At 71.5% G+C, this 24,897-nt stretch carries 14 protein-coding genes; 8 read left to right on the top strand and 6 right to left on the bottom strand.

Annotated elements, in window-relative coordinates; genetic code table 11:
• Positions 1–56 precede the first annotated feature (56 nt).
• From ACFT7S_RS24140 to ACFT7S_RS24130, 3 genes are read left to right on the top strand one after another with little or no spacing between them, the layout of a single operon-like run.
• Positions 57–3,530, top strand: a complete 3,474-nt coding sequence (locus tag ACFT7S_RS24140; RefSeq protein ID WP_382735180.1) for a CDP-glycerol glycerophosphotransferase family protein — start codon at positions 57–59, stop codon at positions 3,528–3,530.
• The gene (locus tag ACFT7S_RS24135; protein ID WP_382735179.1) at positions 3,527–6,373 is read left to right on the top strand and encodes a CDP-glycerol glycerophosphotransferase family protein; all 2,847 of its coding nucleotides are present in this window, start codon (positions 3,527–3,529) and stop codon (positions 6,371–6,373) included. The genes ACFT7S_RS24140 and ACFT7S_RS24135 overlap by 4 nt, the downstream gene beginning before the upstream one ends.
• Entirely contained in the window at positions 6,370–7,518 is a 1,149-nt protein-coding gene (locus ACFT7S_RS24130; RefSeq protein ID WP_382735178.1) for a glycosyltransferase, read from the top strand. The genes ACFT7S_RS24135 and ACFT7S_RS24130 overlap by 4 nt, the downstream gene beginning before the upstream one ends.
• Positions 7,519–7,574: 56 nt before the next feature.
• Here the strand turns inward: ACFT7S_RS24130 and ACFT7S_RS24125 are convergent, their stop codons facing one another.
• From ACFT7S_RS24125 to ACFT7S_RS24105, 5 genes are all read right to left on the bottom strand, one after another.
• On the bottom strand, positions 7,575–9,845 hold the full coding sequence (locus tag ACFT7S_RS24125) for a CDP-glycerol glycerophosphotransferase family protein (protein WP_382735177.1): 2,271 nt from the start codon (positions 9,843–9,845) through the stop codon (positions 7,575–7,577).
• A 182-nt stretch (positions 9,846–10,027) separates the two neighbouring features.
• Positions 10,028–10,906: a carbohydrate ABC transporter permease gene (locus ACFT7S_RS24120; RefSeq protein ID WP_382735176.1), complete on the bottom strand. Its 879-nt coding sequence runs from the start codon at positions 10,904–10,906 to the stop codon at positions 10,028–10,030.
• Positions 10,903–12,264: a carbohydrate ABC transporter permease gene (locus tag ACFT7S_RS24115; RefSeq protein ID WP_382735175.1), complete on the bottom strand. Its 1,362-nt coding sequence runs from the start codon at positions 12,262–12,264 to the stop codon at positions 10,903–10,905. The genes ACFT7S_RS24120 and ACFT7S_RS24115 overlap by 4 nt, the downstream gene beginning before the upstream one ends.
• Before the next feature lie 4 nt (positions 12,265–12,268).
• On the bottom strand, positions 12,269–13,633 hold the full coding sequence (locus tag ACFT7S_RS24110; RefSeq protein WP_382735174.1) for an ABC transporter substrate-binding protein: 1,365 nt from the start codon (positions 13,631–13,633) through the stop codon (positions 12,269–12,271).
• Positions 13,634–14,058: 425 nt separating this feature from the next.
• The gene (locus ACFT7S_RS24105) at positions 14,059–17,601 is read right to left on the bottom strand and encodes an FHA domain-containing protein (protein ID WP_382735206.1); all 3,543 of its coding nucleotides are present in this window, start codon (positions 17,599–17,601) and stop codon (positions 14,059–14,061) included.
• Positions 17,602–18,064: 463 nt separating this feature from the next.
• Between ACFT7S_RS24105 and ACFT7S_RS24100 the strand changes: the two genes are divergently transcribed.
• The 4 genes from ACFT7S_RS24100 (at position 18,065) to ACFT7S_RS24085 (ending at position 23,603) form a co-directional block, all read left to right on the top strand.
• Positions 18,065–19,759: a serine/threonine-protein kinase gene (locus tag ACFT7S_RS24100; protein ID WP_382735173.1), complete on the top strand. Its 1,695-nt coding sequence runs from the start codon at positions 18,065–18,067 to the stop codon at positions 19,757–19,759.
• Between the two features lie 154 nt (positions 19,760–19,913).
• Positions 19,914–21,152: a serine/threonine-protein kinase gene (locus tag ACFT7S_RS24095; protein ID WP_382735172.1), complete on the top strand. Its 1,239-nt coding sequence runs from the start codon at positions 19,914–19,916 to the stop codon at positions 21,150–21,152.
• A gap of 81 nt (positions 21,153–21,233) precedes the next feature.
• Entirely contained in the window at positions 21,234–22,340 is a 1,107-nt protein-coding gene (gene prfB, locus ACFT7S_RS24090) for a peptide chain release factor 2 (protein ID WP_382735171.1), read from the top strand.
• A 348-nt stretch (positions 22,341–22,688) separates the two neighbouring features.
• Entirely contained in the window at positions 22,689–23,603 is a 915-nt protein-coding gene (locus ACFT7S_RS24085) for an LPXTG cell wall anchor domain-containing protein (protein ID WP_382735170.1), read from the top strand.
• 112 nt (positions 23,604–23,715) lie between these two features.
• On the opposite strand, the gene ACFT7S_RS24080 is transcribed toward ACFT7S_RS24085, so the two are convergent.
• Positions 23,716–23,904 carry a hypothetical protein gene (locus ACFT7S_RS24080; protein ID WP_382735169.1) on the bottom strand — a complete coding sequence of 63 codons (189 nt, stop codon included), beginning with the start codon at positions 23,902–23,904 and terminating at the stop codon, positions 23,716–23,718.
• Positions 23,905–24,184: 280 nt separating this feature from the next.
• On the opposite strand from ACFT7S_RS24080, the gene ftsE reads away from it, so the two are divergent.
• A complete protein-coding gene (gene ftsE, locus ACFT7S_RS24075) occupies positions 24,185–24,874 on the top strand; it encodes a cell division ATP-binding protein FtsE (RefSeq protein ID WP_382735168.1) in 690 nt (229 codons plus the stop codon).
• The last annotated feature ends 23 nt before the right edge of the window (positions 24,875–24,897 follow it).

The raw sequence follows: 24,897 nt of genomic DNA, 5'->3' as shown, positions 1-24,897 counted from the left end.
CGCCGGACCCGCCCCAGACCCCCAGGTTGTCCGTCCGGAAGGATCGTGCACAGCGCATGGCACCCCGTCTCACCGTCGTCGTCCCCCTTTACAACGTCGAGGAGTACCTCGGTGCCTGCCTGGACTCGCTGGCCGGGCAGACGATGCCCGACCTCGAAGTCGTCATGGTCGACGACGGTTCCACGGACGGAAGCGGGCGCGTCGCCCGGGAGTTCGCCGCGCGGGACCCGCGCTTCCGGCTGATCAGCCAGGAGAACGCCGGGCTCGGCGCCGCCCGCAACGCCGGGGTCCTGGAGGCCCACCGGGACGGGGAGTTCCTGACGTTCGTCGACAGCGACGACATCGTGCCGCCCGGTGCGTTCGAGCGGATGCTCGGCGAACTCAGCCGTTCCGGCTCCGACTTCGTCACCGGCAATGTGCTCCGGCTCCGCGCCAACGGCGCACTCGAACAGTCGCCGATGTTCCGCAAGCCGATGGAGAAGCCGCGGTCCGCCACCCACATCACCCGGGACTGGGTGCTCCTCGGCGACCGCATCGCCTGCAACAAGGTCTTCCGCAGATCGTTCTGGGACCGCCATGCCTTCGCGTTCCCGACCGGTGTGCTGTACGAGGACATCGCCGTCGTGCTGCCCGCCCACTTCCTGGCACGGTCCGTCGACGTCGTCGAGGAGCCCGTGTACCACTGGCGGGACCGCGCCGGCTCGATCACGACACGGCGTGCGGTGCCCCGGGGCATCCGTGACCGGGTCACCGCCGTCTCCACCGTCAGCGGATTCCTCGCCGCGCGGGGCATGACCGAGGCCAAGCGCCGGTACGACGGGCACGCACTCTCCGGGGACCTCTGGCTATTCATCGACGCGCTCCCGGAGGGCGACACCGCCTTCCACGAGGCGTTCCTCGAACACGCCAACACGTTCGCCGCGACCGTCGACCCGGCCGTCGTAGACGCACTGCCCCTGCGTCTGCGGGTCAAGTGGCAGCTCATCCGGGAACGCCGGATGCCGGAACTCCTCGCCCTCCTCGCGTACGAGAAGTCCGACCCCGACACCTTCCACGTCCGCGGCCTGCTCCGGCCCCGCGCCCAGTACCCGGTCGTCGAAGGACCGCTCCCGCCCCGCGCCACCGCCCTCGGCGCCACCGACCTCCCCGTACACGCCCATCTCACCCAGGCCGTCTGGCGGGACGGACTGCTGCACCTCAAGGGGTACGCCTACGTCCGTAACGCGCCGGGACGCTCGGCCGGCACCGGCTGGCTGCGGTCGGGGCGCCGTGTCCTCCCGCTGCGCCTGCGCACCTTCCCTACAGACGAGGCCGCCGCCCGGTCCGGCCGTACGCTGCACCGCTACGAGCGGTCCGGCTTCGAGGCCGTCGTCGACCCCCGCACGCTCGCTGCCAAGGGCGCGGGAAAGAGCGGCCGGAAGACCTGGAAGCTGGAATCCGTCGTCCTCGGCGGCGGCCGGCCGCGCCGCGGTCCGATGCGGCTGCTCGGCAAGCCGGCGGCGCCCGCCGTCGTGTACGCCGGTGAGCGCACGCGGATCGTCCCCGTCCTGTCGGGCAACAAGCTGGAGCTGCGCACCGACCGGATCGACGCCGTTCTCGTCTCGCACACCGCGACCGCGGAAGGCGTACGGATCGAGGTACGGGTCCTCGACGGCAGCGAGCCGACCGCCCTGCGCGTCCAGGAATGGCGCACCAAGGAGACCCGGGAATTCCCCCTGGGGCTCAGCGGGCCGGACAGCGCTTCGGCCGGTACGGTCGTCGCCGAGGTCCCGCTCACGGCCTTCCGCGGGTCCGACGGGGTGTGGGGCGTCCAACTCGTCGGCGGGAAGCGCCGGGTGACGGTGGCCGCCCGGCCGGAGACGGACTCCGCGCGCTACCCGCTCGCCGGTGGCCGCGAACTCTACGCAGCCGCCAACCCCTCCGGTGACCTGGTCCTCACCGACCGGAGCGTGCAGCCCGTCGTTGAACGGCTCTCCTGGGCGGACACCGGGGAACTCGTACTCGAAGGCAGCCTGCCCGGGACGTACGACAGCGGCATCGAGCTCGTCCTGCGCCACAGCGGGCACCAGGAGGAGACCGCCTTCGCGGCGGAGACAGTGGCGGGCGACCCGGCGGCCGGGTTCCGGGCCGGCCTGGACCCGACGGCCGTCGAAGGGCTCGGCGGCACCCTCCCGCTTCCCGAGGGCCGTTGGTACCTCTTCCTGCGCGAACGCGGCGAGACCGACCCGGACGCCTACCTCCCGCTACGGGCCGCGATTCCGCTCCACGCCGGACTGCCGCTCCACCGCGAGCAGGACGGCGGCAGGCTCTTCACCCTGGAACGGCGCTTCCACGACCGGCTCGTCCTGGAGTCGGGCAGCGCACTGCCCGCCGGGGACCGGGGCGCGTACGGACAGCTCCGGCTGCGCGAGCGGTACGCCACCCTGCGCGGCGGGGGCGGGCAACTGCGCCCGGCCGTTCTGTACAGCAGCTTCGACGGACGTCAGTTCTCCGATTCGCCGCGCGCGATCCACGAGGAACTGGCCCGCCGCGACGCCACGCTCGAACACCTCTGGGTGGTTCGCGACGAGCAGGTCCGCGTCCCGGCCGGAGTGCGCGCGGTCGCCCTGCACAGCGCCGAGTGGCACGAGGCACTGGCCCGCAGCCGCTGGATCGTCTCCAACACGCAGCTGCCCGAGTGGTTCGAGCGGGCCGACGGCCAGTTCGTCGTGCAGACCTGGCACGGCACCCCGCTCAAGCGCATCGGCCGCGATCTGGCGGGCACCCCGACCGCGGACGCCGCCTACATGGCGTCGATGCCGCAGCGCGCCGCGCAGTGGAGCATCCTTGTCTCACCGAACACCTTCTCCACACCGGTCCTGCGGGGAGCCTTCGGCCACACGGGTGCGGTCGTCGAGTGCGGCTACCCGCGCAACGACCTGCTGTACGCCCCCGACCGGGAGAAGGTCGCCGACTCCGTACGGGAGAGGCTCGGCATCCCCGACGGCAAACGCGTGATCCTCTACGCGCCCACCTGGCGCGAGGACCGGCCCAAGCAGGGCGGCCGCTACGGACTCGACCTCCAACTCGACCTGGCACACGCCGAGAAGGCACTCGGCGAGGACAGCGTCCTGCTGGTGCGCCGCCACTACCTGGTGGGCGGCAGCATCCCGCAGAGCGCGTGCGTCCGCGACGTGTCGCGCTACCCGGACGTCGCCGAGCTGATCCTGATCAGCGACGCCCTGGTCACCGACTACTCGTCCCTGATGTTCGACTTCGCCGGGACCGGCCGCCCGATGCTGTTCCACACGCACGACCTGGAGCACTACCGCGACACCCTGCGCGGCTTCTGCTTCGACTTCGCCGCGCAGGCGCCCGGCCCGCTGATCCCCACATCGTCGGGTGTCGTGGAGGCCCTCGGGGACCTCGCGTCCGTCACCGAAACACATCGCGACGCCTACGCCCGGTTCCGTGAGTCGTTCTGCGACCTCGACGACGGCACCGCGGCGGCCCGGGTCGTCGATCTGATGCTCAAGGGGGAGCAGGTATGAGCACACCGGACTTCAGCTGTGTGATCACCGGCGGGGGAGGGGCCGCCGCACTGAGGGCGACCGTCGACTCCGTGACCGGCCAGAGTCTGCGGGCCACCGAGGCCCTCGTCGTCCTCGCCGCCGACGCAGACGCGGACACCCGGGCGGCGGCCGGCAAGCTCGCCGCGAGCCGCCCCGGGCGGGTCCGCCTCCTCGTCGCGGACAGCGCCGCGACCTCCACGGCGGCCCTGCGCAACACCGGACTCGACGCGGCCCGCGGCCGGCACATCCTCGTACTCGGCGAGGGCGAACGCCTCCAGCTCCACGCCTGCCGCAACCTCTGGGAGGCCGCCGAACGCACCGGCGCCGACCTCGTGGCCGGCCGCTGGAGCCGGCTCACCGGGGAGGGCACGAAGGAGCGGGAGCCCTCCTGGCAGCATCAGCTGTTCGCCCGCTCCCGGACGCTCGACCGCTTCGTCGACGCACCCGAACTGACCGTCAGGGACGCCCTGGTGACCGGGTTCTGCGTGCGCCGCGAAGCCCTGGAACGGCACGGCCTGCGGTACGCGGAGGACCTCACCCGCAGCGAGATCCTGTTCGGCCCCCTGGCGGCCGCCGCGGCCGGCCGGATCGCGCTCGTACGCAGACTGATCGTGACCGGGCGCGCGGAGAGCGGGCAGGACGTGGCCGGACTGATCGAGGCCCACCGGAGCGTATCCAACACGCTGGTCGCGCAAGGGCTGCACGACCTGCGCGAGCAGCGGGAACGTGCCTTCGCGCTCGACCGGCTGGTGCCGCTCGTCCGGACCTTCCCCCGGCTGCCCGCCGCCGACCGGGACCGGATCGCCGCGGTCACCGCCCGCGGTCTGAGCGACAGCGTCCCGGGCCCGGTCCGGGAGACGCTGCCGCCCCTCGAACGGGTCGCCGTCCACCTCCTCGCCCAGGGCGACGCGGACGGCGTACTGGCGGCGGCGTACGCACTGAACCGGCCGGGGGCGGTGGCCGCCCCTCTCGTCACGGGCGACGACGGACGGGTCCACTGGCCCACCGCGGATGCGGTCCAGGCGATGCCCGCAGACCTCGATGTCACCGAACTCGGCCACCAGTACCGCACGTTCGGTGAGCTGCGGCTGATGAACCGGCTCACCCGGTGCACCACCGACAACGGACACCTGCTCCTCGAAGGGCACCTCGTCCTGCCCGCCCACGCAGGCCCCGACCCGGGACTGCCGCTCACCGCGGAGCTGGAGTTCCGCGTGCGTGACGGCTCCCGCGCCTTCCGCTTCCCGGTCGGTGAGCTGCACCGCGAGGCCACCGGCATCCGCTGGCGGACCCACGCCGACCTCACCCGCGTCCTGCGCCCCCTCGGCGCACGCGACACGCTGTGGGACGCCCGCCTGGTCGTCGAGGCCGGCGGGACCCGGTCCGTCAGCGACCTCTTCGCCGCCCACGACCTGCTCGACGGACCGGACCGTTTCACCGCACGGCCCCGGCTCGGACGGCTCGCCGGGGACACCTGGGAGCCCTACGTCACGCTCAAGGACCACCTGGCGCTGCGGCTCGTGCCCCGTAACCGTCCCGCCCGCGCCCTGCGCCGCCTGGTCCACTACGCCACCCACTTCCGCCCCGCCCGCAAGGCCCAACTCCTGCTGCGGGCCCTGCGCAAGAGGCGCGACCGGTGGCACTCGCGCGCCTTCAAAGCACCCGTCTACAACACCTGGCTCTGCCGGCTGCCCGTCCGTAAGGGCTCCGTCGTCTTCGAGAGCCACATGGGCAAGTGCTACGGCGACAGCCCCCGGGCCATCCACGAGGAGTTGAGCAGGCAGGGTCTCGGGCTGCACTGCGTCTGGTCGTACGAGAGCTCCCCCAAGGGGTTCCCCGCCGACGCACGGCTCGTACGGCGCTGGTCGTGGCGGTATCTGTGGGCCCTGGCCCGGGCCGAGTACTGGGTCGACAACCAGGGCCTCCCGCAGAATCTGCGCAAGCGCCCCGGCACCACGTATCTCCAGACCTGGCACGGCTCGGCGTACAAGCGCATGGGCTTCGACGAGACGCGCGTACGGATGCAGAACGCGCCGCAGCGCCACCGCCTCCAGGAGGCCGTGCACCGCTTCGATCACTTCCTCGTCCGCTCCGAACACGATGTGAACACCCTCGCCCGCGCCTACCGCCTCCCCGCCGAGCGGCTGCTGGCGACCGGCTACCCCCGTAACGACGCCCTGCTCGCCGCGCGGGCCAGGGACGAGACCGAGGGGCGGCTGCCGCGCGCGGCGCTCGCCGGCACGCTCGGCATCCCCGACGACAAGAAGGTCGTGCTGTACGCGCCGACGTTCCGCGGCGGTACCGGGAAGCGCAGGCGGCGAAGGCTCCCGCTGGACGTGGCGCGCTTCGCGGAACGCTTCGGTGACGAGTACACGCTGCTGGTGCGGGCCCACTACCTGGAGGCCGCACGGCTGCCCTTGTGCGCACCCGGCACGGTGCTGGACGTCTCCGCGCACCATGACGTCACCGAACTTCTCGCGCTCGCCGACGTGTTGATCACGGACTACTCGTCGATCATGTTCGACTACACGCTGCTGGACCGGCCTGTCGTGCTGTTCGCGCCCGACCTCGACGCGTACGCCGCGGCCCGGGGCAGCTACTTCGACCTGCGGGAGAAGGCACCGGGCCCGGTGGTGGAGACGGAGGACGAACTGTTCGCGGTGATGGGCCGTCTGAAGGCCACCGACACCGAATTCCAGGAGGCGCGCGCCGCGTTCGCCGAGGAGTTCGGCCGCTACGACCAGGGCGACGCGGCCCGTGCCGTTGTCGGCACCGTCTTCGCCCGCCACCTCTCACGTACCGCCCGGGGGGCCGGCCGATGAGCCGCAGCCGTGACGTATTCATCGTCTCCAACAGCACCGACGAACTCGGCGGGGTCACCGGCTGGACGCACCGGACGGCCCGGCTGTTCCAGCAGCGCGGGCATCGGGTGCAGGTGATCGGCATCCACGCCTCGGAGCTGAAGATGGCGCTCCCCGACACCGCCGGCCACCCCGTCACCGCCCTGTACCCGGCGCACCCGCCGACCCCCTGGGCGCCGAAGAACCTGCGGGACCACTTCCGGATCCCGGCGCGCCGCCGGGAGGCGGCCAGGGCCGAGGAGAAGCGGCGCGCGGTCCGGCGGCTCTCCGGGATCTTCCGCACGGCGAGCCCCGGGGCCGTGGTCATCGTCACCCAGGTGTGGGCCATGGAATGGGTCGGCGAGGCCGACACCTCCGGCCACCGGGTCATCGGGATGAGCCACGAGTCGTACGACTACTCCCGCGCGAGCCACCGCTACCGCTGGATCAAGAACCACTACAGCGCCCTGGACCGCTGGCTCGTCCTCACCGAGGAGGACGCCGACATCTGGGCGGGCGACGGCATGAACAACGTCGGCTTCATGCCGAATGCCCTGGCCGGGCTGCCCGACGTGCCCTCCCCGCGCACCGGGAAGAGCGTGGCGAGCATCGGCAGGCTCAGCGACCAGAAGGGCATCGACATGCTCCTGGACACCTGGGCGCTGGTGGCCCCGCAGCGGCCGGACTGGCGGCTCGGCGTGTACGGGGCGGGTGAGGACGAGGCGGAACTGAAGGCCCGGTGCACCGAGCTGGGCCTGGACGGTTCGGTCGAGTGGAAGGGCCGCACCGACGATGTGCCGGGAGCCCTCGCGGACGCCTCGGTCTTCGTCCAGTCCTCACGCGGCGAAGGCTTCCCGCTGGCGCTCATGGAGGCGATGGCGAGCGGAGTACCGTGCGCCGCTTTCGACTGCGCGCCGGGCGTACGGGAGATCGTGCGCGACGGCGAGGACGGCCTGCTCGCGGCGGCCGGGGACATCGGCGCCCTGGCCGACCGACTGCTGCGGCTGACCGGAAACCCCCGGATGCGGGACGCGATGGGGGACCGGGCACGGACCAATGTGCAGCGGTTCTCCGAGGCGGAGATCGTCCGGCGCTGGGAGGAGCTTTTCGCCCTGCTGGAACGGTGAGGGAGGTGCCGGGCCGGAGGAGTTCACCGGCCCGGCACCCCGTGGCGTCGTTCTCCTCAGTCTCCGGACGGACTTGTTGTCGCCGCCCTCGTCGGGCTTGATGCCGCCCGCTTGGCCGACTGCCGGGGCAGCGTGCCCACGGGCCGCCGCTCCTTGAGCGGTACGGGCACGGGCAGCCCGGCCGTCTCGCCCAGGAAGACCCGGCGCACCACCCGCTCGGCGGCGTACCCGTCGTCGTACGGACAGAAGCGGGCCCGGAACGCCGCCCGCAGTTGCGCGGACCAGGAGCCCCGCCAGCGGTCCGTGGCGAAGATGTCGAGCAGGTCGTCCTGGCTGCGCGCGACGACTCCCGGCGGGAACGTCTGGAGGTCGAAGTACGTCCCCCGGGCCGCCTCGTACGCCTGGCTGTCGTCCAGGTGGATGACGAGCGGGCGGTCCAGGTTGGCGTAGTCGAACATCAGCGACGAGTAGTCCGTGATCAGCGCGTCCGAGGCGAGACAGAGCGACTCCAGCGACGGATGGTCGCTGACGTCGATGATCCGGGGATGCGGGGCCCGGCCGGCCGGGGCCTTCGGGGCGCTGTGCAGGTAGTGGGAGCGGGCCAGGACGACGAAGCGCGGGCCGAGGACCTGGACGAGCCGTTCCAGGTCCAGGGCGTGGCGCTGGGAGCGCCGGTAGTCGCGGTGCGTCGGCGCGTACAGGATGGCGGTGCAGTCCTCCGGGATGGAGAGCGTCTCGCGCAGCCGCGCCACCTCCTGCGGGCTCGTGCGGTGGAAGACGTCGTTGCGCGGATAGCCGTACTCCAGCGTCGTGTACCCGGACGGGTAGGTCCGCTCCCACACGAGCGTGGAGTGCAGGTTGGCGGAGAGGGAGTAGTCCCACTTGTCGATGTTGCGCAGCAGCTGTGCGAAGTCCGTGGACCCGGCCGCCGCCGGGCGGTCCACCAGGTCCGTCCCCATCGTCTTCAGCGGCGTCCCGTGGTGGGTCTGCACCAGCACCTGACCGCGCCTCTTCACCAGCCGCCGGTCGAAGTTGACGTTGTTCACGAGGTACTTGGAGCGGGCCAGCGCGGTCCAGTAGCGGTACGTCCCCGGGTGCAGCCGGCGGGTGCCGGTGGGCACCGTGTGCGCGTCCTCGGGGCGGCAGATCCAGGAGGTTCGCAGGCCCGGCACCAGCTCGCGGGCCTTCGCCTCGATCGCCGCCGGATTGCAGGCGTAACCCCGGTTCCAGTAGGCGGCGAACACCGCGTCGCGGGGACGGACCGGCAGCCGCAGCTGGACGCGGTAGTGCAGCTGGAGGAGGGCTCCGCGCACCACGTGGCGCAGGGACGCGGCCCGAAGTCTCAGCACGCCGCGCAGCTGATGCGTGGCCCACAGCAGACGGTACGTACGGTGGGCGCCCAGTCGGAACAGCCCGTGGCGCAGCCGCGCGCGGCGCGGGACGGGGGCGCCGGGCGTGTGGTGGCGGACGCAGTGGGTGCGGGCGCGACGGAAGAACTCGGCGCGGGTGCCCTGCGGCAGTCGGCCCTGCGAGGTGAACAGCGTCGAGAAGTGGTCGAGCATCCGCCGGAACATCACCGGCCGCCAGACGGCGAGTTCGGGGCGCGCGTCGATGAAAGCGAAGACCCGGTCGTACTGGTCGAAGACGTCGAAATGCCGGCGGCTGGTGGTGGAGAGGATGTTGCCCCGGCGCCGCTGGCGGTAGCCGAGGCACACGGAGTCGAGGACTGCGATCGATCCGGCGGCCATCAGCACCGGATAGGTCCAGGGCGTGTCCTCGTAGTAGCCCGGCGGGAAGGTGAAGCCCTCGGCCTCCACGAACTCGCGGCGGTACGCCTTGTTCCAGACGACCATCAGGACCTTGAGCAGCTCGGGGCGGTCGGCGAGCCCGAAGGAAGCGGGACCGGTCTCGGTGAGGTGGCGGGCGTGCTGGTTGCGGACGGTCTCGCCCGACCAGTACACGCGGGTGTAGTCGTAGACGAGGACGTCGGGGCCGCCGGTCGCCGCGATCCGGTCGGCGATGGTCTGGAGCGCGTCCGGCAGGAGGGTGTCGTCCCCGTCGAGGAAGATCAGGTAGTCCCCGCTCGCCCTGGCGATACCGGCGTTGCGCGCGGGGCCGAGGCCGGTGTTCTTCGGCAGATGGACGACGTCGAAGCGGTGGTCGCGGCCGGCGTACTCGTCGGCGATGTCGCCGCAGGCATCCGGTGAGCCGTCGTCGACCACGATGATTTCGACGTCCTTGAAAGACTGTCCCGACACCGAGTCCAGGCACTCGCGCAGATACGCCTGGACCCGGTACGCGGGCACGATGACACTGAACCGGGGCACAACACATCCATGGGTCGGTCGCGGGCGGCAGGTGGCCCGCAAACGGCCGAAGGAGTGACAGGGTTACGCCAGACGCGGCATTCGAGGCATGTTCGGGGTGGAGCGGCCCGGTTATGGGTAACGGGGCCGCTCCGCGTTGACGAGTCCGACAGATGGTTCTGTCGGATGACTGTGGCAGGTGGCTACTTGACGGCGCCCGCCATCACCCCGGACACGAACTGCCGCTGGAACGCGAAGAAGACGGCCAGCGGAATCACCATCGAGACGAACGCGCCGGGCGCCAGCACATCGATGTTGTTGCCGAACTGGCGCACCTGCTGCTGGAGCGCCACGGTGATCGGCGGGGACTCGGAGTCGGCGAAGATCAGCGCCACGAGCATGTCGTTCCACACCCAGAGGAACTGGAAGATGCCGAGCGAGGCGATCGCAGGTCCGCCCAGCGGCATCACCACCCGGGTGAAGAGCCTGATCTCGCCCGCCCCGTCGAGCCGCGCGGCCTCCAGCAGTTCGCGCGGGATCTCCGCGAAGAAGTTCCGCAGCAGGAAGATCGCGAACGGCAGCCCGAACGCCGTGTGGAACATGATCACGCCGAAGGTCGTCTCGAAGATCCCGATGATGCCGAAGAGCTCGGAGACCGGGATCAGGGCGACCTGCACGGGCACGACGAGCAGCCCGACGACGATCAGGAACCACCAGTCGCGGCCGGGGAACTCCATCCAGGCGAAGGCGTATCCGGCGAGCGAACCGATCACCACGACCAGGAACGTGGTCGGGACGGTGATCATCACCGTACTGAACAGGGAGTCGGTGATGACTGAATTGTCCAGCAGGCGCTGGTAGTTGTCGAAGGTGAGCTCGGAGGGCGCGGTGAAGATCTTCCACCAGCCGGTCGCCGCGATGTCGTCGGCGCCCCGCAGCGAGGAGAGCAGCAGCCCGATCGTCGGCATCAGCCAGAACAGGCCCACCAGGATCAGGAAGACCCGCATCACCCCGCCACCGGCCCGGGCGGCGATCCGCGCACCGAGGGACTGCTTGGCCTTCACCGTTGGCACTGTGGTCACCGGCGCCCCTCCTTCCGTATCCGGCGGATGTTGAACAGCATCACCGGGATCACCAGCAGCAGCAGGAGTACGGCGATGGAGCTGCCGATCCCCAGGTCGGCGTCCGTGCCGAACGAGGACCGGTACAGCTGGAGCGCCAGGACGTTCGCGTCGTCCTGCGAGGACCCCGGCGCGATGATGAACACCAGGTCGAAGATCTTCAGGACGTTGATCATCAGGGTGACCAGCACCACCGCGAGGACGGGCGCGAGAAGCGGCACCGTGATCCGGCGGAACACCTGCCACTCACTGGCACCGTCCACCCGGGCCGCTTCCAGGAGTTCACGCGGCAGACCGGCCAGGCCCGCCGCGATCAGCACCATCGCGAAGCCCGCCCACATCCAGACGTAGCTGCCGATGATCCCGGGCGTCACGAGAGACGGCCCGAGCCAGTCGACGCCGTTGTACGGCTCCGCGAAGTTGGACGCCGGCAGCCGGACCTGGGCGCCGTCGGCCGAGGCGGGCAGGGTGAACGTACCGTCCGCGCCCGCCGTCGCCGACGCGATCACCTTGCCGTCCCTGACCGCCTCGACCTTGATGCCCTTGAGGCCGAGCTCCTTGGGGTCGACGACATTGGGTGTGCCGCCGCCGCCCTTCGTGAAGTCCAGCCAGGCGGTGCCGGTGATCTTCCCGTCCCCGCCACCGGCCGCCTTCGCCGGTGCGGCGTCGCCCGGCATCTTCGCCGGGGCCACGCCGACCAGCGGGATCAGAACCGGATCGCCTGCCTTCACCGGCTGCTTCGTGACGAACGAGCCGCCGCCGCCCGCCTTCAGCGGATGCGCGGGCAGCGGATGCGCCTTCGGGAAGCCCGACGACTCGGCGAACGTGTCGTGCACACCCACCCATACGGCGTTGGCGACACCGCGCTCCGGGGCCTGGTCGTACACCAGCCGGAAGATGATGCCCGCGGCGAGCATCGAGATCGCCATCGGCATGAAGACGATCAGCTTGAACGCCGTACCCCAGCGGATGCGTTCGGTCAGCACCGCGAAGATCAGCCCGAGGGCGGTGGAGATCGTCGGCGCGAACACGACCCAGACCGCGTTGTTCTTGACCGCGGTACGGATGGTGGCGTCGGTGAACAGGGCCTTGTAGTTGTCGATCCCGGCGAAGCCCGTACCCGCCTGGTCGAAGAAGGAACGGTAGACGGAGTAGACGATGGGATAGACCACGAGCGCGCCGAGAAGCACCAGCGCGGGCAGCAGGAACACCGCCGCGACGAGCTTCCTGGTACCGGTCACGCTCCTGGTCGGACGGCGGGGTGGACGCTGGTCGGCGGGGGACACCGCGGCGGTGCCCCCCTTGGCCGCTGTCGTCATCCCGTCAGCTCTTGTACGCCTTGGCCGCGTCGGACTCCAGCGTGGCTTGAGTCCCCGCGATGTCCTTCGGGTTCTTCAGGAAGTCCTGGAGCGTCTTCCACTCGCCCTTCCCGGGGGTACCGCCGAACGACTGCGGTGCCTGGTCCGACATGTCGAACCGGACGTCGTCACCGGCCGCGATCAGTGCCTCGGCCATCGTGCGCTGCACGTCGTTCGGATACGCGGCTGCGTCCAGGCCCTTGTTCGGCGAGATGAACCCGCCCGCCTCGGCCCAGATCTTCGCCGCGTCGATGGAGGCCAGCCAGGTCAGCAGGGCCTGCGCGCCCTTGCTGTCCTTCAGGGCCACCGCCGCGTCGCCGCCCGTCACCACGGGGGATTCGGCGCCGACCGCCGGGAACGGGAACACCTTGGCGTCCGTACCGATCTTGGCCTTGGTCTGCGCGATGTTGATGGAGACGAAGTCGCCCTCGAAGACCATGGCGCCCTTGGGCTGGTCCCCGCCGGTGAACGTCTGCGTGACGGACGCCGGGAACTCCGTCTGGAGCGCGCCGTCCGCGCCGCCCGCGATCAGGCTGGGCTTGCCGAAGAGCTGGGCGAGCGTGGTGAGCGCGTCCTTCACGGACGGGTCCGTCCACTTGATCTCGTGCTGCGCCAGCTGGTCGTACTTCTCCGGTCCTGCCTGGGAGAGGTAGATGTTCTCGAACCAGTCGGTGAGGGTCCAGCCGTCCGCTCCGCCGACCGAGACCGGGGTGACACCGGAGGCGGAGACCGTCTCGGCCGTGGCCAGGAAGTCCTTCCAGGTCTTCGGCTCACTCGCGCCCGCGTTCTCGAACGCCTGGGCGTTGTACCAGATCAGGGACTTGTTCGCCGCCTTGAAGTACACCCCGTACTGGGTGCCGTCCACCGCTCCGAGGTCCTGCCAGACCTGCGCGTAGTTCTTGCTCAGCTGGGCCTTCGCCTCGGGTCCCACCGGCTTGGCCCACTTCTTCGCCACGGCCTGCTGGATCGCGCCGACCTGCGGAATCATCGCGACGTCCGGCGGCTGGCCCCCCGCCACCTTCGTACCGAGGAAGTTGACGATCGGGTCCTGGGCCGGAACGAAGGTGACCGTCGCTCCCGTGCGCTTCTCGAACTCATCGAGCACCTTGGTGAAGTTGGCCTGCTCGGGCCCGGTCCACACCGCGGCGACCGAGATCTTCTCGCCGTCCAGTTTCGGTAATACGACGCTCGACGGGCTCTGGCTGTCCTTGGTGGAGCCCTTGCCCGGCTTGTCCTTGCCGTCGCTGTCGCCACCGCAGCCGGTGAGGGCCAGTGCCCCGACCGCGGTGCATACCAGTGCGGCCCTACGCATGCGAAGGGTTGTGCGCATCCCTGCCCCGTCTCTCCTGCGCGCGCAGGCGCGCGGAGCGGTGACGCCGCCGATGGGCCCGCGCTGCCGCTCCGTGCACATGTCGTGCGTTCATTGCGTACACGTCGTCCGTGCGCACAGTCCTACGCCCGGGGCACGGGCGCCGCAATACCGCGATCAGCCCCAACCAGCTGATCGTGATGGGCTCGTGACGTCAGGTCAGTGAGTTAGGGCCTCTCGTTTGGATCAGGCCGGGCTCGCGGGGTCTGGCACGCACATCTGCCGCGTTGTCGTCAGTCACCAACTCCCCCGAGGCCTTAAGGGCCAGGGGGGACCCCCTTCGCGTTGCCTCAATCCTCCGCCTTGCAGCTGCACGCACCAGACCCCGCTCCCTGATCCGGCCTGATCCAAACGAAAGACCCTAGGGGCCGGTTCGGATCATGGAGTCAGGAGGGGAAGGGGAGGAGCGGGGGCAGTCGTTCCGCGTTCACCGAACGGGCTGCTCGCTCCAGGGCGCTCGCCAGCAGCGCCAGGTCCGTCGGCCCGTTGCCCAGCTCGCGCACGGGCCGCCGGGTGGGCGGATCGCCCATCCGCTCCCACTCCAGCGGGACGACGGTGGGGCGCAGCGTCGCCGTACGGGGAATGCGGCCGGTGACCCGGCCCCCCTGGAACGGTGTGACCCGCCCGTCGGGATGCCCCAACCGCCCCCGGCCCGGAGCGGGTTCGTCCGGGGAGGGCGGTACGGCCGGTGCGTCGAGGATGATCCGCAGCCGGGCCCCGTGGGCCAGCTCGGTGTCCTCCGTACGGTCCGGGCGTGCGGAGGTGGCGACCAGGTGGACGCCGAGCCGTCCGCCGTCCCTGGCGACGGCCTCCAGGGCGCGTACGACGGAACCGGCGGCCGGGCGGCCGGGGCTGCCGAGCGCGGGTGCGACCAGGGCGTCGAAGTCGTCCGCCAGGACGACGAGCCGGGGCAGCGGTGAGGGACCGGGGTCCGCGGTCCGCGCGGAGGTTCTCAGCCGCAGGGTGCCGGTGGCCGGCGAGTCCAGATCGCCGCGCTGTTCGCCGGCGCTCGACGGACGCCGGCCCACGATCCGCTGCCCCACCTCGTGCCGCGCGTGCCACTCGGCGAAGTCCAGCGGGCCGAGCAGCTCGGCCCGGCGCTTGAGCTCACCGCCGAGAGCCTGGGCGAACTCCCGCATCCTCACGGGATCGGAGGCCACCAGGTGCGTGAAGACGTGCGGGAGCTCGGTGCAGGGGCCCAGCCCCTCGCCGCGCTCGCTGCCGGCCCCGTCGATGAGCAGGATGCCGAGCCGGTCGGGCCTGGCCGCGGCGGAGAGGGAGGCCGCGACGGCCCGCAGCAGCTCGGTACGCCCGCTGCCTGCGGGGCCCTCGATCAGCAGGTGCGGTCCTTCGTCGGCCAGATCGACACTGAGGGCCCCCCGGGGCCCGGCCCCGAGCACGATGACGGGCCGCCCGGCGTACACGGCCGAACCGCCCGCCCCTTCGTCGCGCCGCTGCGGCTGCGCGGCGGCGCGGGGGTACGGGGTGCGGCCCGAGGCGGTGGTGGTGGCTTCGGGGTACGGGGTGCGGCCGGAACCGGTGTTGTCGGTGCCCGGATACGGCGTACGGCCGGAGTCGCGGGAGCTTGGGTACGGGGTGCGGCCTGAGGTGCTGTTGTCCGTGCGGGGGTACGGGGCGCGGCCCGAGCCGCCGGTGTCCGTGCCCGGGTACGGCGTACGGCCCGAGCCGTATGCCGTGCTGCCCGGGTACGGGGTCCGCCCCGAGCCGGAGGTGTCCCTCTCCGGGGAGGTGCGCTGGGGGCCCACGCGGGCGGCCGTGCTGACGGTGCGGCCCGAGTCCGGGGTGTCCAGCTCCGACGCCGACGGGCAGGGCGAGGCGGCGGGGCGCGTCGCACCCGGCTGCTCCTCCGCCGTGGAGGCCCAGCGCGCCATCAACGACGCCGGGGTGGCCCTCGCCAGCCCCAGCTCGTCCAGCAGCCGGGCGGACGGCGGCAGCGCCGCGGCCATCGGGCGGCCCGGCAGGGCCACCGAGCCCTCCTCGCGCAGCGGGGCCAGCGCCCGCCCGAACCGCTCGGCCCAGGCCACCGACACCGCGTCCACGGCCGCCACCGTGCCGTGGCCCGCCGTCTGCCCGCCCGCCGTACGCAGCAGGCGCAGCGCGGTCGCCACATCGCCGCTCAGCATCGCGACGGCCCCGCACTCCCGGAACGCGATCGAGGCCCGGCACGCGGCGTCGTACGTCGCCGTGACCGGCGAGGTGGGCGACGAGGCCGGCGTCTCGGCGAGGCAGATCAGATGGATACCGGCAGCGGCCCCTGCACCGGCCAGCCTGGCCGTGGTCTCGCGCAGCGCCGCGGAACCGGGGTCACCGTCGACGATCACCACGGTGTACGGCCCCGAGTGCAGCCGGGCGGCCTCGGCGACCGTGGACCGGTCGACGCTCGCCCAGCCGGGACCGAGCGGCCCCTCGTCCAGCCGGCGCACCAGCTCCGCCGTACGGGCCGTGGCCTGCTCCCGGTCGTACGCGAGGAGCAGCCTGCAGTCCTGCCCGTGCATCGGCCGCAGGTGCGGCAGCCAGCCGAGCCACGCCCACTCCCGTCGGCGCTCGTCCGCGCTGCGCGCGCGGTCCGTGCTGATCAGCACGATCTCCAGGTCGAAAGGGGAATGCAGCGCGGCGAGCTGCGCCACCGTCGAGCGGGCCAGTCCGGCCAGCCGGGCCCTCGGCCCCGCGAGGCCGAGCGAACCGGCCTCGCACAGGCCCACGGTCACCGGAACGGCGGGCAGGTCGGCCCGGTCGGTCGTCCCCAGCCGTACGACCAGCGCCTCGGGGTGCGCGGTGTCGCGCTCCCACAGGCGCGGGCCGGGACCGAGAGCGGTCAGCAGCACCTCCGCCGGGTCGGGCCAGGTGCCCGCCGGGGCGGTGGAACGCGGAGGCAGCGAGGAAGAGGAGGAAGTGGAGGACGGCGAGAAGGAGGACTGGGAGAAGGACGAAGGGGTGGCGCGTGAGTCGTCCGCCTGCCCCGCCGTGTCGTGGGCCGCCTCGCCCTTGCCGCCCGCCAGCCGTCGCGCCCAGGCGCCTATGCCGCCGCGCCGGGGCGCCTCGCCCGCGAGGTGACGGGTGCCGTGCCCATGGGTGACGGAGGAGTGCGCCCCGGCAGGCCCGTACGGGTGGTCGCCCCGGTGGTCGTCGTGCCCGGCCGGTCCCGGGCCGCCCCGGGAAGGGGCGCCGTTGTACGCGTGCGCCGAACCGTCCCCGTACCCCTCCTCGTACTCCGCTGCCCCGTGCTCCGTCCGGTCCGGGGCATGGGTGACGGACGTCCGGTTCACCCGCAGGTGGCCCTCGCCGTCCGGGGCCGTCGGCAGCACGGGCGTACGGGTGCCCGAGGTGAGCCGGAGCGTCGATTCGCCGAGCCGCAGCAGTGCGCCCGGGTTCAGCCGGACGGGCCGGTCGTGGACCTCCGTACCGTCCAGCGATGTGCCGTTGGTGGAGCCCAGGTCGGTCACCGAGACGCGGCCGTCCTCCGAGACCGTCACGGCGCAGTGCAGCCGGGACACGTCCGGGTCGTCGAGCGGGACGTCCGCGTCGGCGGAGCGGCCGATCCGTATCTGCCCGCCGTGCAGCAGATGCACCCCGCCCGCGTCGGGCCCGGCGATCACATGCAGGTGCGCGGGGACGGCGTCGTCCGCCGCCTCGTCCTCACCTGGCATCTGGAGCGAGAGCACCGCGCCGTCCACCAGCGGGGGCTCACCCAGCGCGATGCGCTGCGCGTCGAGCCGCTCGCGCCCGGCGAAGAGCACCACCGCGCCGCCGCCCATGGAGCTGTCGGGCCCGGAGACGGCCGAGGCCAGGCCGGAGGCGACGGCGGCGAGTGCCGTGCCCGCGGGCGCGGTGACGAGCACATCGCAGGCGCGCGCCGGGGTCGGGGTCTGGCCGCTGCGCGGCGCGAGGACGGTCAGCCGGATCTGCATCGCCGTCAGCGGTCCCTTCTGCGCGGGCGCCCGGCAGAGGAGATGACCTGTGATTCCCCCCACCCGGCACGGACGCGTCGTCCGGTACAGGTCGTCACGTACCGCGAGGCTCCCGACCCCACAGTTCCGTGCTGGAGGCATCCTCGCACCTGCCACTGACAACACGCCCGGGGGCCAGCACTAAGTGATCTTGAATGGTCGGCTGTGGGCCTAAAAGTGCCTGCTTGGGCCGGTCTCGAAGCCCCCGCGGGGGCACCTGTCGCACTACGGGAAGCCGTTCTGCACGCCTGTTCGACAACCATTCACGCGTGTGCCGCGTCTTCACCCCTGCATACTCCAGGACACGCAGGACACGACCGGAAGACGACCGGCCGACGGCCCGTTCGGCGGCATTAGAGTGGGGCGGAACATCCGGGCAGGCCCGGCGGACGGCAAGCACCACGATCAGCAGGGAGCGCATGACGTGCGGCCTGTAGGCAGCAAGTACCTCCTGGAGGAGCCGCTCGGACGCGGCGCCACCGGCACCGTCTGGCGAGCCCGCCAGCGGGAGACCGCGGGCGCCGAGGCGGCCGTCGCGGGCCAGCCCGGCGAGACCGTTGCGATCAAGGTCCTCAAGGAGGAGCTCGCCAACGACGCGGACGTCGTGATGCGGTTCCTGCGCGAGCGCTCCGTGCTGCTCCGGCTCACCCACGAGAACATCGTGCGCACCCGTGACCTGGTCGTCGAGGGGGATCTCCTCGCTCTCGTCATGGACCTGATCGACGGCCCGGACCTGCACCGCTATCTCCGCGAGAACGGCCCGCTCACCCCGGTCGCCGCCTCCCTCCTCACCGCGCAGATCGCGGACGCGCTCGCCGCCAGCCATGCCGACGGTGTCGTCCACCGCGACCTGAAGCCCGCCAACGTGCTGCTCGACGAGCGCAACGGCCAGATGCACCCGATGCTCACCGACTTCGGCATCGCGCGGCTCGCGGACTCCCCGGGCCTGACCCGGACCCACGAGTTCGTCGGCACGCCCGCCTACGTGGCGCCGGAGTCCGCCGAGGGCCGCCCGCAGACCTCCGCCGTCGACATCTACGGCGCGGGAATCCTGCTGTACGAGCTGGTCACCGGCCGCCCGCCGTTCGCCGGCGGCACCGCGCTCGAAGTCCTGCACCGGCACCTCAGCGAGGAGCCGCGCCGCCCCACCACGGTCCCCGCACCGCTGTGGACGGTCATAGAGCGCTGCCTGCGCAAGGACCCCGACCAGCGGCCCAGCGCCGAGAGCCTGGCCCGCGCGCTGCGTACCGTCGCCGCGGGCATCGGCGTGCACGCCAACTCAGCCCAGATCGCGGCCGCCGACGGCGTGGGCGCCCTGCTCGCCCCCGACCCGGCACCCGCCGCGGTGCCGGAGACCCCGGGCGCGGCCGACCCCACGCAGGTGCTGCCGAGCAACGCGGGCTCGTACGACCCGAACGCCTACGACCCGAACGCGTACGACCCCGCCGCCGCGACCAGCGTCATGCGGCAGACCCCCGGCCCGAACCAGGGACAGGGGGGCTACGGCCAGGGAGCGGGCGGCGCCGATCCGACCTCCGTCATGCCGCCCGTACCGCCCCGCCCCGACGGCCCTCCGGAGCCCGACGGCCCGCACCCGTGGCAGTCGCAGCTCCAAGCGGCGCGCGACCGCAACGAGCAGACGCAGGTCCAGTACCTCGACCCGAACGACGACCCGCTGCGCCGCCGGCCCCAGCGCCAGCAGCAGCCACAGCAGCCACAGCAGCAGCGCCAGCAGCGGCAACAGCCCCCGCAGCGCCAGCAGTACCCGCCGCAGCAGCAGCCCCAGCGCTACCAGCAGCCGCAGCAGCAACAGCCGCAGCGCCAGCAGTACGCGCCCCCGCAGCAGCAGCCGCCCCAGCCGCCGGCTCCCCGCCAGCCGAGGCAGCGCAGCTCCAACCCGATGCGCATCCCGGGACTCGGCTGCCTGAAGGGCTGCCTGTTCACCGTGGTGCTGCTGATCGTCGCGAGCTGGCTGATCTGGGAACTCACGCCGCTCCAGGACTGGGTGGCCCAGGGCAAGGGCTACTGGGAGGCGATCGGCGACGCGATCACCACCGTGATGGACTGGGTCTCGGAGCTGGGCAACGCCGCCGACAGCGTCGAGAACGCCGGCAACTGACGCCGGAGATCGGTGATTCTGTAGCTATGTCGACTTCTGCGGGCCAATTTCGCCCGTAGAAGTCGAGGTTGGCGCCATCCAGGGCACGCAAAACCCCGATCGCCGCGTAACTTTGTCGACCGGAGGTCCACCGCCAGCCGCTGAGGGAGCAGTCTTGGCACGGAATATCGGCAGCCGGTACACCGCCCACCAGATTCTGGGGCGCGGCAGCGCCGGCACGGTGTGGCTCGGCGAGGGGCCGGAAGGCCCCGTCGCCATCAAGCTGCTGCGCGAGGACCTCGCGTCCGACCAGGAGCTCGTGGGCCGCTTCGTCCAGGAGCGCACCGCCCTGCTCGGACTCGATCATCCGCACGTCGTCGCCGTCCGCGACCTCGTGGTGGACGGGACCGACCTGGCGCTCGTCATGGACCTCGTACGCGGTACCGATCTGCGCACCCGTCTCGACCGCGAGCGCAGGCTCGCCCCCGAGGCCGCGGTCGCGATCATCGCGGACGTCGCCGACGGCCTGGCCGCCGCACACGCCGCCGGAGTGGTGCACCGCGACGTCAAGCCGGAGAACATCCTGCTCGACATGGAGGGCCCGCTCGGCCCCGGCGGCTCGCACCCGGCCCTGCTGACCGACTTCGGCGTCGCCAAGCTGATCGACACCCCGCGCCGCACCAAGGCCACCAAGATCATCGGTACGCCGGACTATCTGGCCCCCGAGATCGTCGAGGGCCTCCCGCCGCGCGCCGCCGTCGACATATACGCCCTCGCGACGGTGCTGTACGAGCTCCTCGCGGGATTCACGCCCTTCGGCGGCGGCCACCCCGGCGCCGTCCTGCGCCGTCACGTCACGGAGACCGTTGTCCCCCTCCCGGGCATCCCCGAGGAGCTCTGGCAGCTCCTGGTCCAGTGCCTGGCCAAGGCGCCGGCCTCCCGGCTGCGCGCCTCCGAGCTCGCGGCCAGGCTGCGCGAGCTGCTTCCGCTGCTGGGCGGCATCCCGCCGCTGGACGTGGACGAACCGGACACCGAACCGGAACCGCAGACCTACGACGAGCAGCAGTACACCCCGGCCGCCGAGGAGCCCCGCCGCCGCGGCGCCGTCCCCCTCGTACCCGGCTCCTCCCCGGACTCCAACCGGGACACCCACACGAGCATGCGCGTCCCGGCCCCCGACGAACTGGCCGGAGGCCCGCTCGGCACGGCACGCGCCCCCCGCGCCCCGGGCAGCCCGCGCCCCGGCTCGGCCCGCAACAAGTCCGCCGCGGTCCGTAAGCGGCGCATCACTCTGGGTGTGGTGGCGCTCGTTCTCGGTGCGGCGGTGGGCGTCGGCAGCTGGGTGGCCACCGGCGGCGACGACGCGGGTGCGACCCCCCAGGACACCAAGAACTCGGCACCCACGTCGCCGTAGGGCCTGTCCGGAGCGGGCACGAATCGAGGCCGGCTCCCGGGTGAGGGACAGCTTCACTCGTCCAGCCGTTACGCTGGACCTGTGGCAGTCGTCGATATTTCCGAAGAGCTGAAGTCCCTCTCCTCCACCATGGGGTCGATCGAGGCCGTCCTGGACCTGGATGCGTTGAGGGCGGACATCGCCGCGCTCGAGGAGCAGGCTGCGGCGCCGTCCCTCTGGGACGACCCGGAGGCGGCACAGAAGATCACGAGCAAGCTTTCGCACCTCCAGGCCGAGGTCCGCAAGACCGAGGCCCTGCGTGGCCGCATCGACGATCTCGGCATCATGTTCGAGCTCGCCGAGGACGAGGGCGACGCGGACGCACTCGGCGAGGCCGAGACCGAGCTGGAGTCCGTGCGGAAGGCGCTGGACGAGATGGAGGTCCGCACCCTTCTCTCCGGCGAGTACGACTCGCGTGAGGCGCTGGTGACCATCCGTGCCGAGGCGGGCGGCGTCGACGCCGCCGACTTCGCCGAGAGGCTCCAGCGCATGTACATCCGCTGGGCCGAACGGCACGGCTACAAGACCGAGGTCTACGAAACGGCGTACGCCGAAGAGGCCGGCATCAAGTCGACCACCTTCGCGGTCGAGGTTCCGTACGCCTACGGCACGCTCTCCGTCGAGCAGGGCACCCACCGGCTCGTCCGGATCTCACCCTTCGACAACCAGGGCCGCCGCCAGACTTCCTTCGCGGGCGTCGAGGTGCTGCCGGTGGTCGAGCAGACCGACCACATCGAGATCGACGAGTCCGAGCTGCGCGTCGACGTGTACCGCTCCTCGGGCCCCGGCGGCCAGGGCGTCAACACCACGGACTCCGCGGTGCGCCTGACCCACCTGGCGACCGGCATCGTCGTCTCCTGCCAGAACGAGCGCTCGCAGATCCAGAACAAGGCGTCCGCGATGAACGTCCTCCAGGCGAAGCTCCTCGAGCGCCGCCGCCAGGAGGAGCAGGCGAAGATGAACGCGCTCAAGGGCGACGGCGGAAACTCCTGGGGCAACCAGATGCGTTCCTACGTCCTGCACCCGTACCAGATGGTCAAGGACCTGCGTACGGAGTTCGAGATGGGCAACCCCGAAGCGGTCTTCAACGGCGAGATCGACGGCTTCATCGAGGCCGGTATTCGCTGGCGCAAGCAGAGCGAGAAGTAGCCCCACGCACAGAGCAGTTGAGCCCGGCCGGCCTCCCGCCGCCCGGGCTCTTCCGCGTTCCGGCGCAAGGGGAGTTGGGGGGACGGCGTGGTGAATGCGTCACAGTCGTGGTTCCGAATGACTGTCAAGTACCCCCATACCGGTGTGCATTACACGAAACGGCCTTGACGTAATCCTTAACTCTGGACAGGCTGCTTAAGCAGCATGCGTATGTCTGGGACGGGTGCGAACGGGGGCGGGCGGGATGACCACAGCACGAAGTGGCCCTGCCGAGAGCGCAACCCCGCAGGGCCGTGGCCCCGCATATGGCTGCTCCATATTCAGAACGGCTACTGGGGGTAGCAGCAGATGACCAAGAAGACGCGAGTCCGCGTCGCGCGGATAGCCGCAGGTGCGGTAATCGCCGCGGGCGCCTCGCTCACCGCTGCCGGTGCGGCACAGGCCGTCGGTATCGGCGTTGATGTCGCCGGTCTCAGCGTGAAGGCTGAGGCCGACGAGAACGGTGTCGAGCTCGACGCCGGCCTCGGCCTCGACGGCGAGACCGAGGGTGGCACGACGGGCGAGAACCCGATCGGTGGCGCCGACCAGGGTGGTGCCACGGGTACGAGCGGTACCACGGGCACGACCGGCACCACGGGTACCACCGGCACCACCGGTGAGACGGGTACGACCGGCACCATTGGCACCACCGGCACCATTGGCACCACCGGTACGACCGGCACGACCGGTACGACCGGTACGACCGGCACCACCGGTGAGACCGGCACCACGGGTACGACCGGCACCACGGGCACCACCGGCACCACCGGTGAGACCGGCACCACGGGTACGACTGGCACCACGGGTACGACCGGCACCACCGGTACGACTGGCACCACGGGTACGACCGGCACCACCGGTGAGACCGGCACGACCGGTGAGACGGGTACGACCGGCACCTCCGGCACCACGGGTGACACGGGTACCACTGGCGGCAACGGCACCGAGGGTCAGCAGGCCGGCGGCACCGGGACCTCTGGTTCCAGCACCGACGGCGGCGCGGGCACCTGCACCGTCGACCTCGACGGCGCCGAGTGTGTCGACAACACCGACACCGACAGCGTCGGCAACCAGCCGGCCGAGCAGGGCAAGGGCAAGGACGAGCTCGCCGAGACCGGTGCGGCCGAGACCACGTTCCTGCTGGTCGGCGCTGCGACGATGATCGCCGGCGGCATCGGCTTCCGGATTCTTCCGCGCCTGGTGAACGGCCGCACGGTCGCCTAAGGGCGATCAGCGGTACGTACACACAGAGGGACCCGGCCCGCGCAAGCGGACCGGGTCCCTCTGTGATGTCATAGGCCCCTGGGAGAGGCGCGCCGGCGGTCTGTGCGGCCTGCTACGCCAGCAGTGCCAGCGCCGCGACCAGCAGCACCATCAGCGCGATCAGCATCACGGGGTTCAGCCCGGCGAAGGGCCCCTGCTCCCGCTCCTGCTCCATCTGCTGTCGCACGGCCCGGCAGACCCGGCAGCGTCCCTCGTTCACGGGCGCCGCGCAGTTCGCGCACACCAGTCGGTCATAGGTCATGCGCTTTCCTCCTCCCGCGCGGCGGAGCCGCATACACGTTCTCTCCGCACAACGCTCCGGGAAACGCGACTGTTCCCCCTATCACTGTGCCAGCTCGCGCGGTTTTCGGCGCGGGGCGCCCGGCAACGTACCGCCGGAACCCGTCGGGGACGCCCCGCCGGGCGCCTGATTTGCCCGTTCCGGGCGTCACAAATCGCCCATTGCCGGAGCCTGCCTGCACGTCTGAGCCCGGTTCGCGTATGGTCACGCTCACCTACTCCCGGCCGACCGTGGTGCACTCGTGATCCGATTCGACAACGTCTCCAAGACCTACCCGAAGCAGAGCCGTCCTGCGCTCCGGGATGTCTCACTCGACATCGAGAAGGGCGAGTTCGTCTTCCTGGTGGGCTCCTCCGGCTCCGGCAAGTCCACCTTCATGCGGCTGATCCTGCGTGAGGAGCGCGCCAGCCAGGGCATGGTCCATGTGCTCGGCAAGGACCTCGCGCGGATGTCCAACTGGAAGGTGCCGCAGATGCGCCGTCAGCTGGGCACGGTCTTCCAGGACTTCCGCCTGCTGCCCAACAAGACCGTCGCCGAGAACGTGGCCTTCGCGCAGGAGGTCATCGGCAAGCCGCGCGGTGAGATCCGCAAGGCGGTGCCCCAGGTTCTCGACCTCGTCGGTCTCGGCGGCAAGGAGGACCGGATGCCCGGCGAGCTCTCCGGTGGTGAGCAGCAGCGCGTGGCGATCGCCCGGGCGTTCGTGAACCGTCCCATGCTGCTGATCGCCGACGAGCCGACCGGCAACCTCGACCCGCAGACCTCCGTGGGCATCATGAAGCTGCTGGACCGGATCAACCGGACCGGCACCACCGTGATCATGGCGACCCACGACCAGAACATCGTCGACCAGATGCGCAAACGCGTCATCGAGCTCGAGCAGGGCCGTCTCGTACGTGACCAGGCGCGCGGCGTCTACGGCTACCAGCACTGAGCATCGAGTACTGAAAGGACGCC

It is taken from the genome of Streptomyces sp. NPDC057136, from assembly GCF_042670885.1.
Taxonomy (GTDB): domain Bacteria; phylum Actinomycetota; class Actinomycetes; order Streptomycetales; family Streptomycetaceae; genus Streptomyces.
Note: the sequence above shows the minus strand (reverse complement) of the source record. Positions and strands in the feature narration are given on the sequence as shown.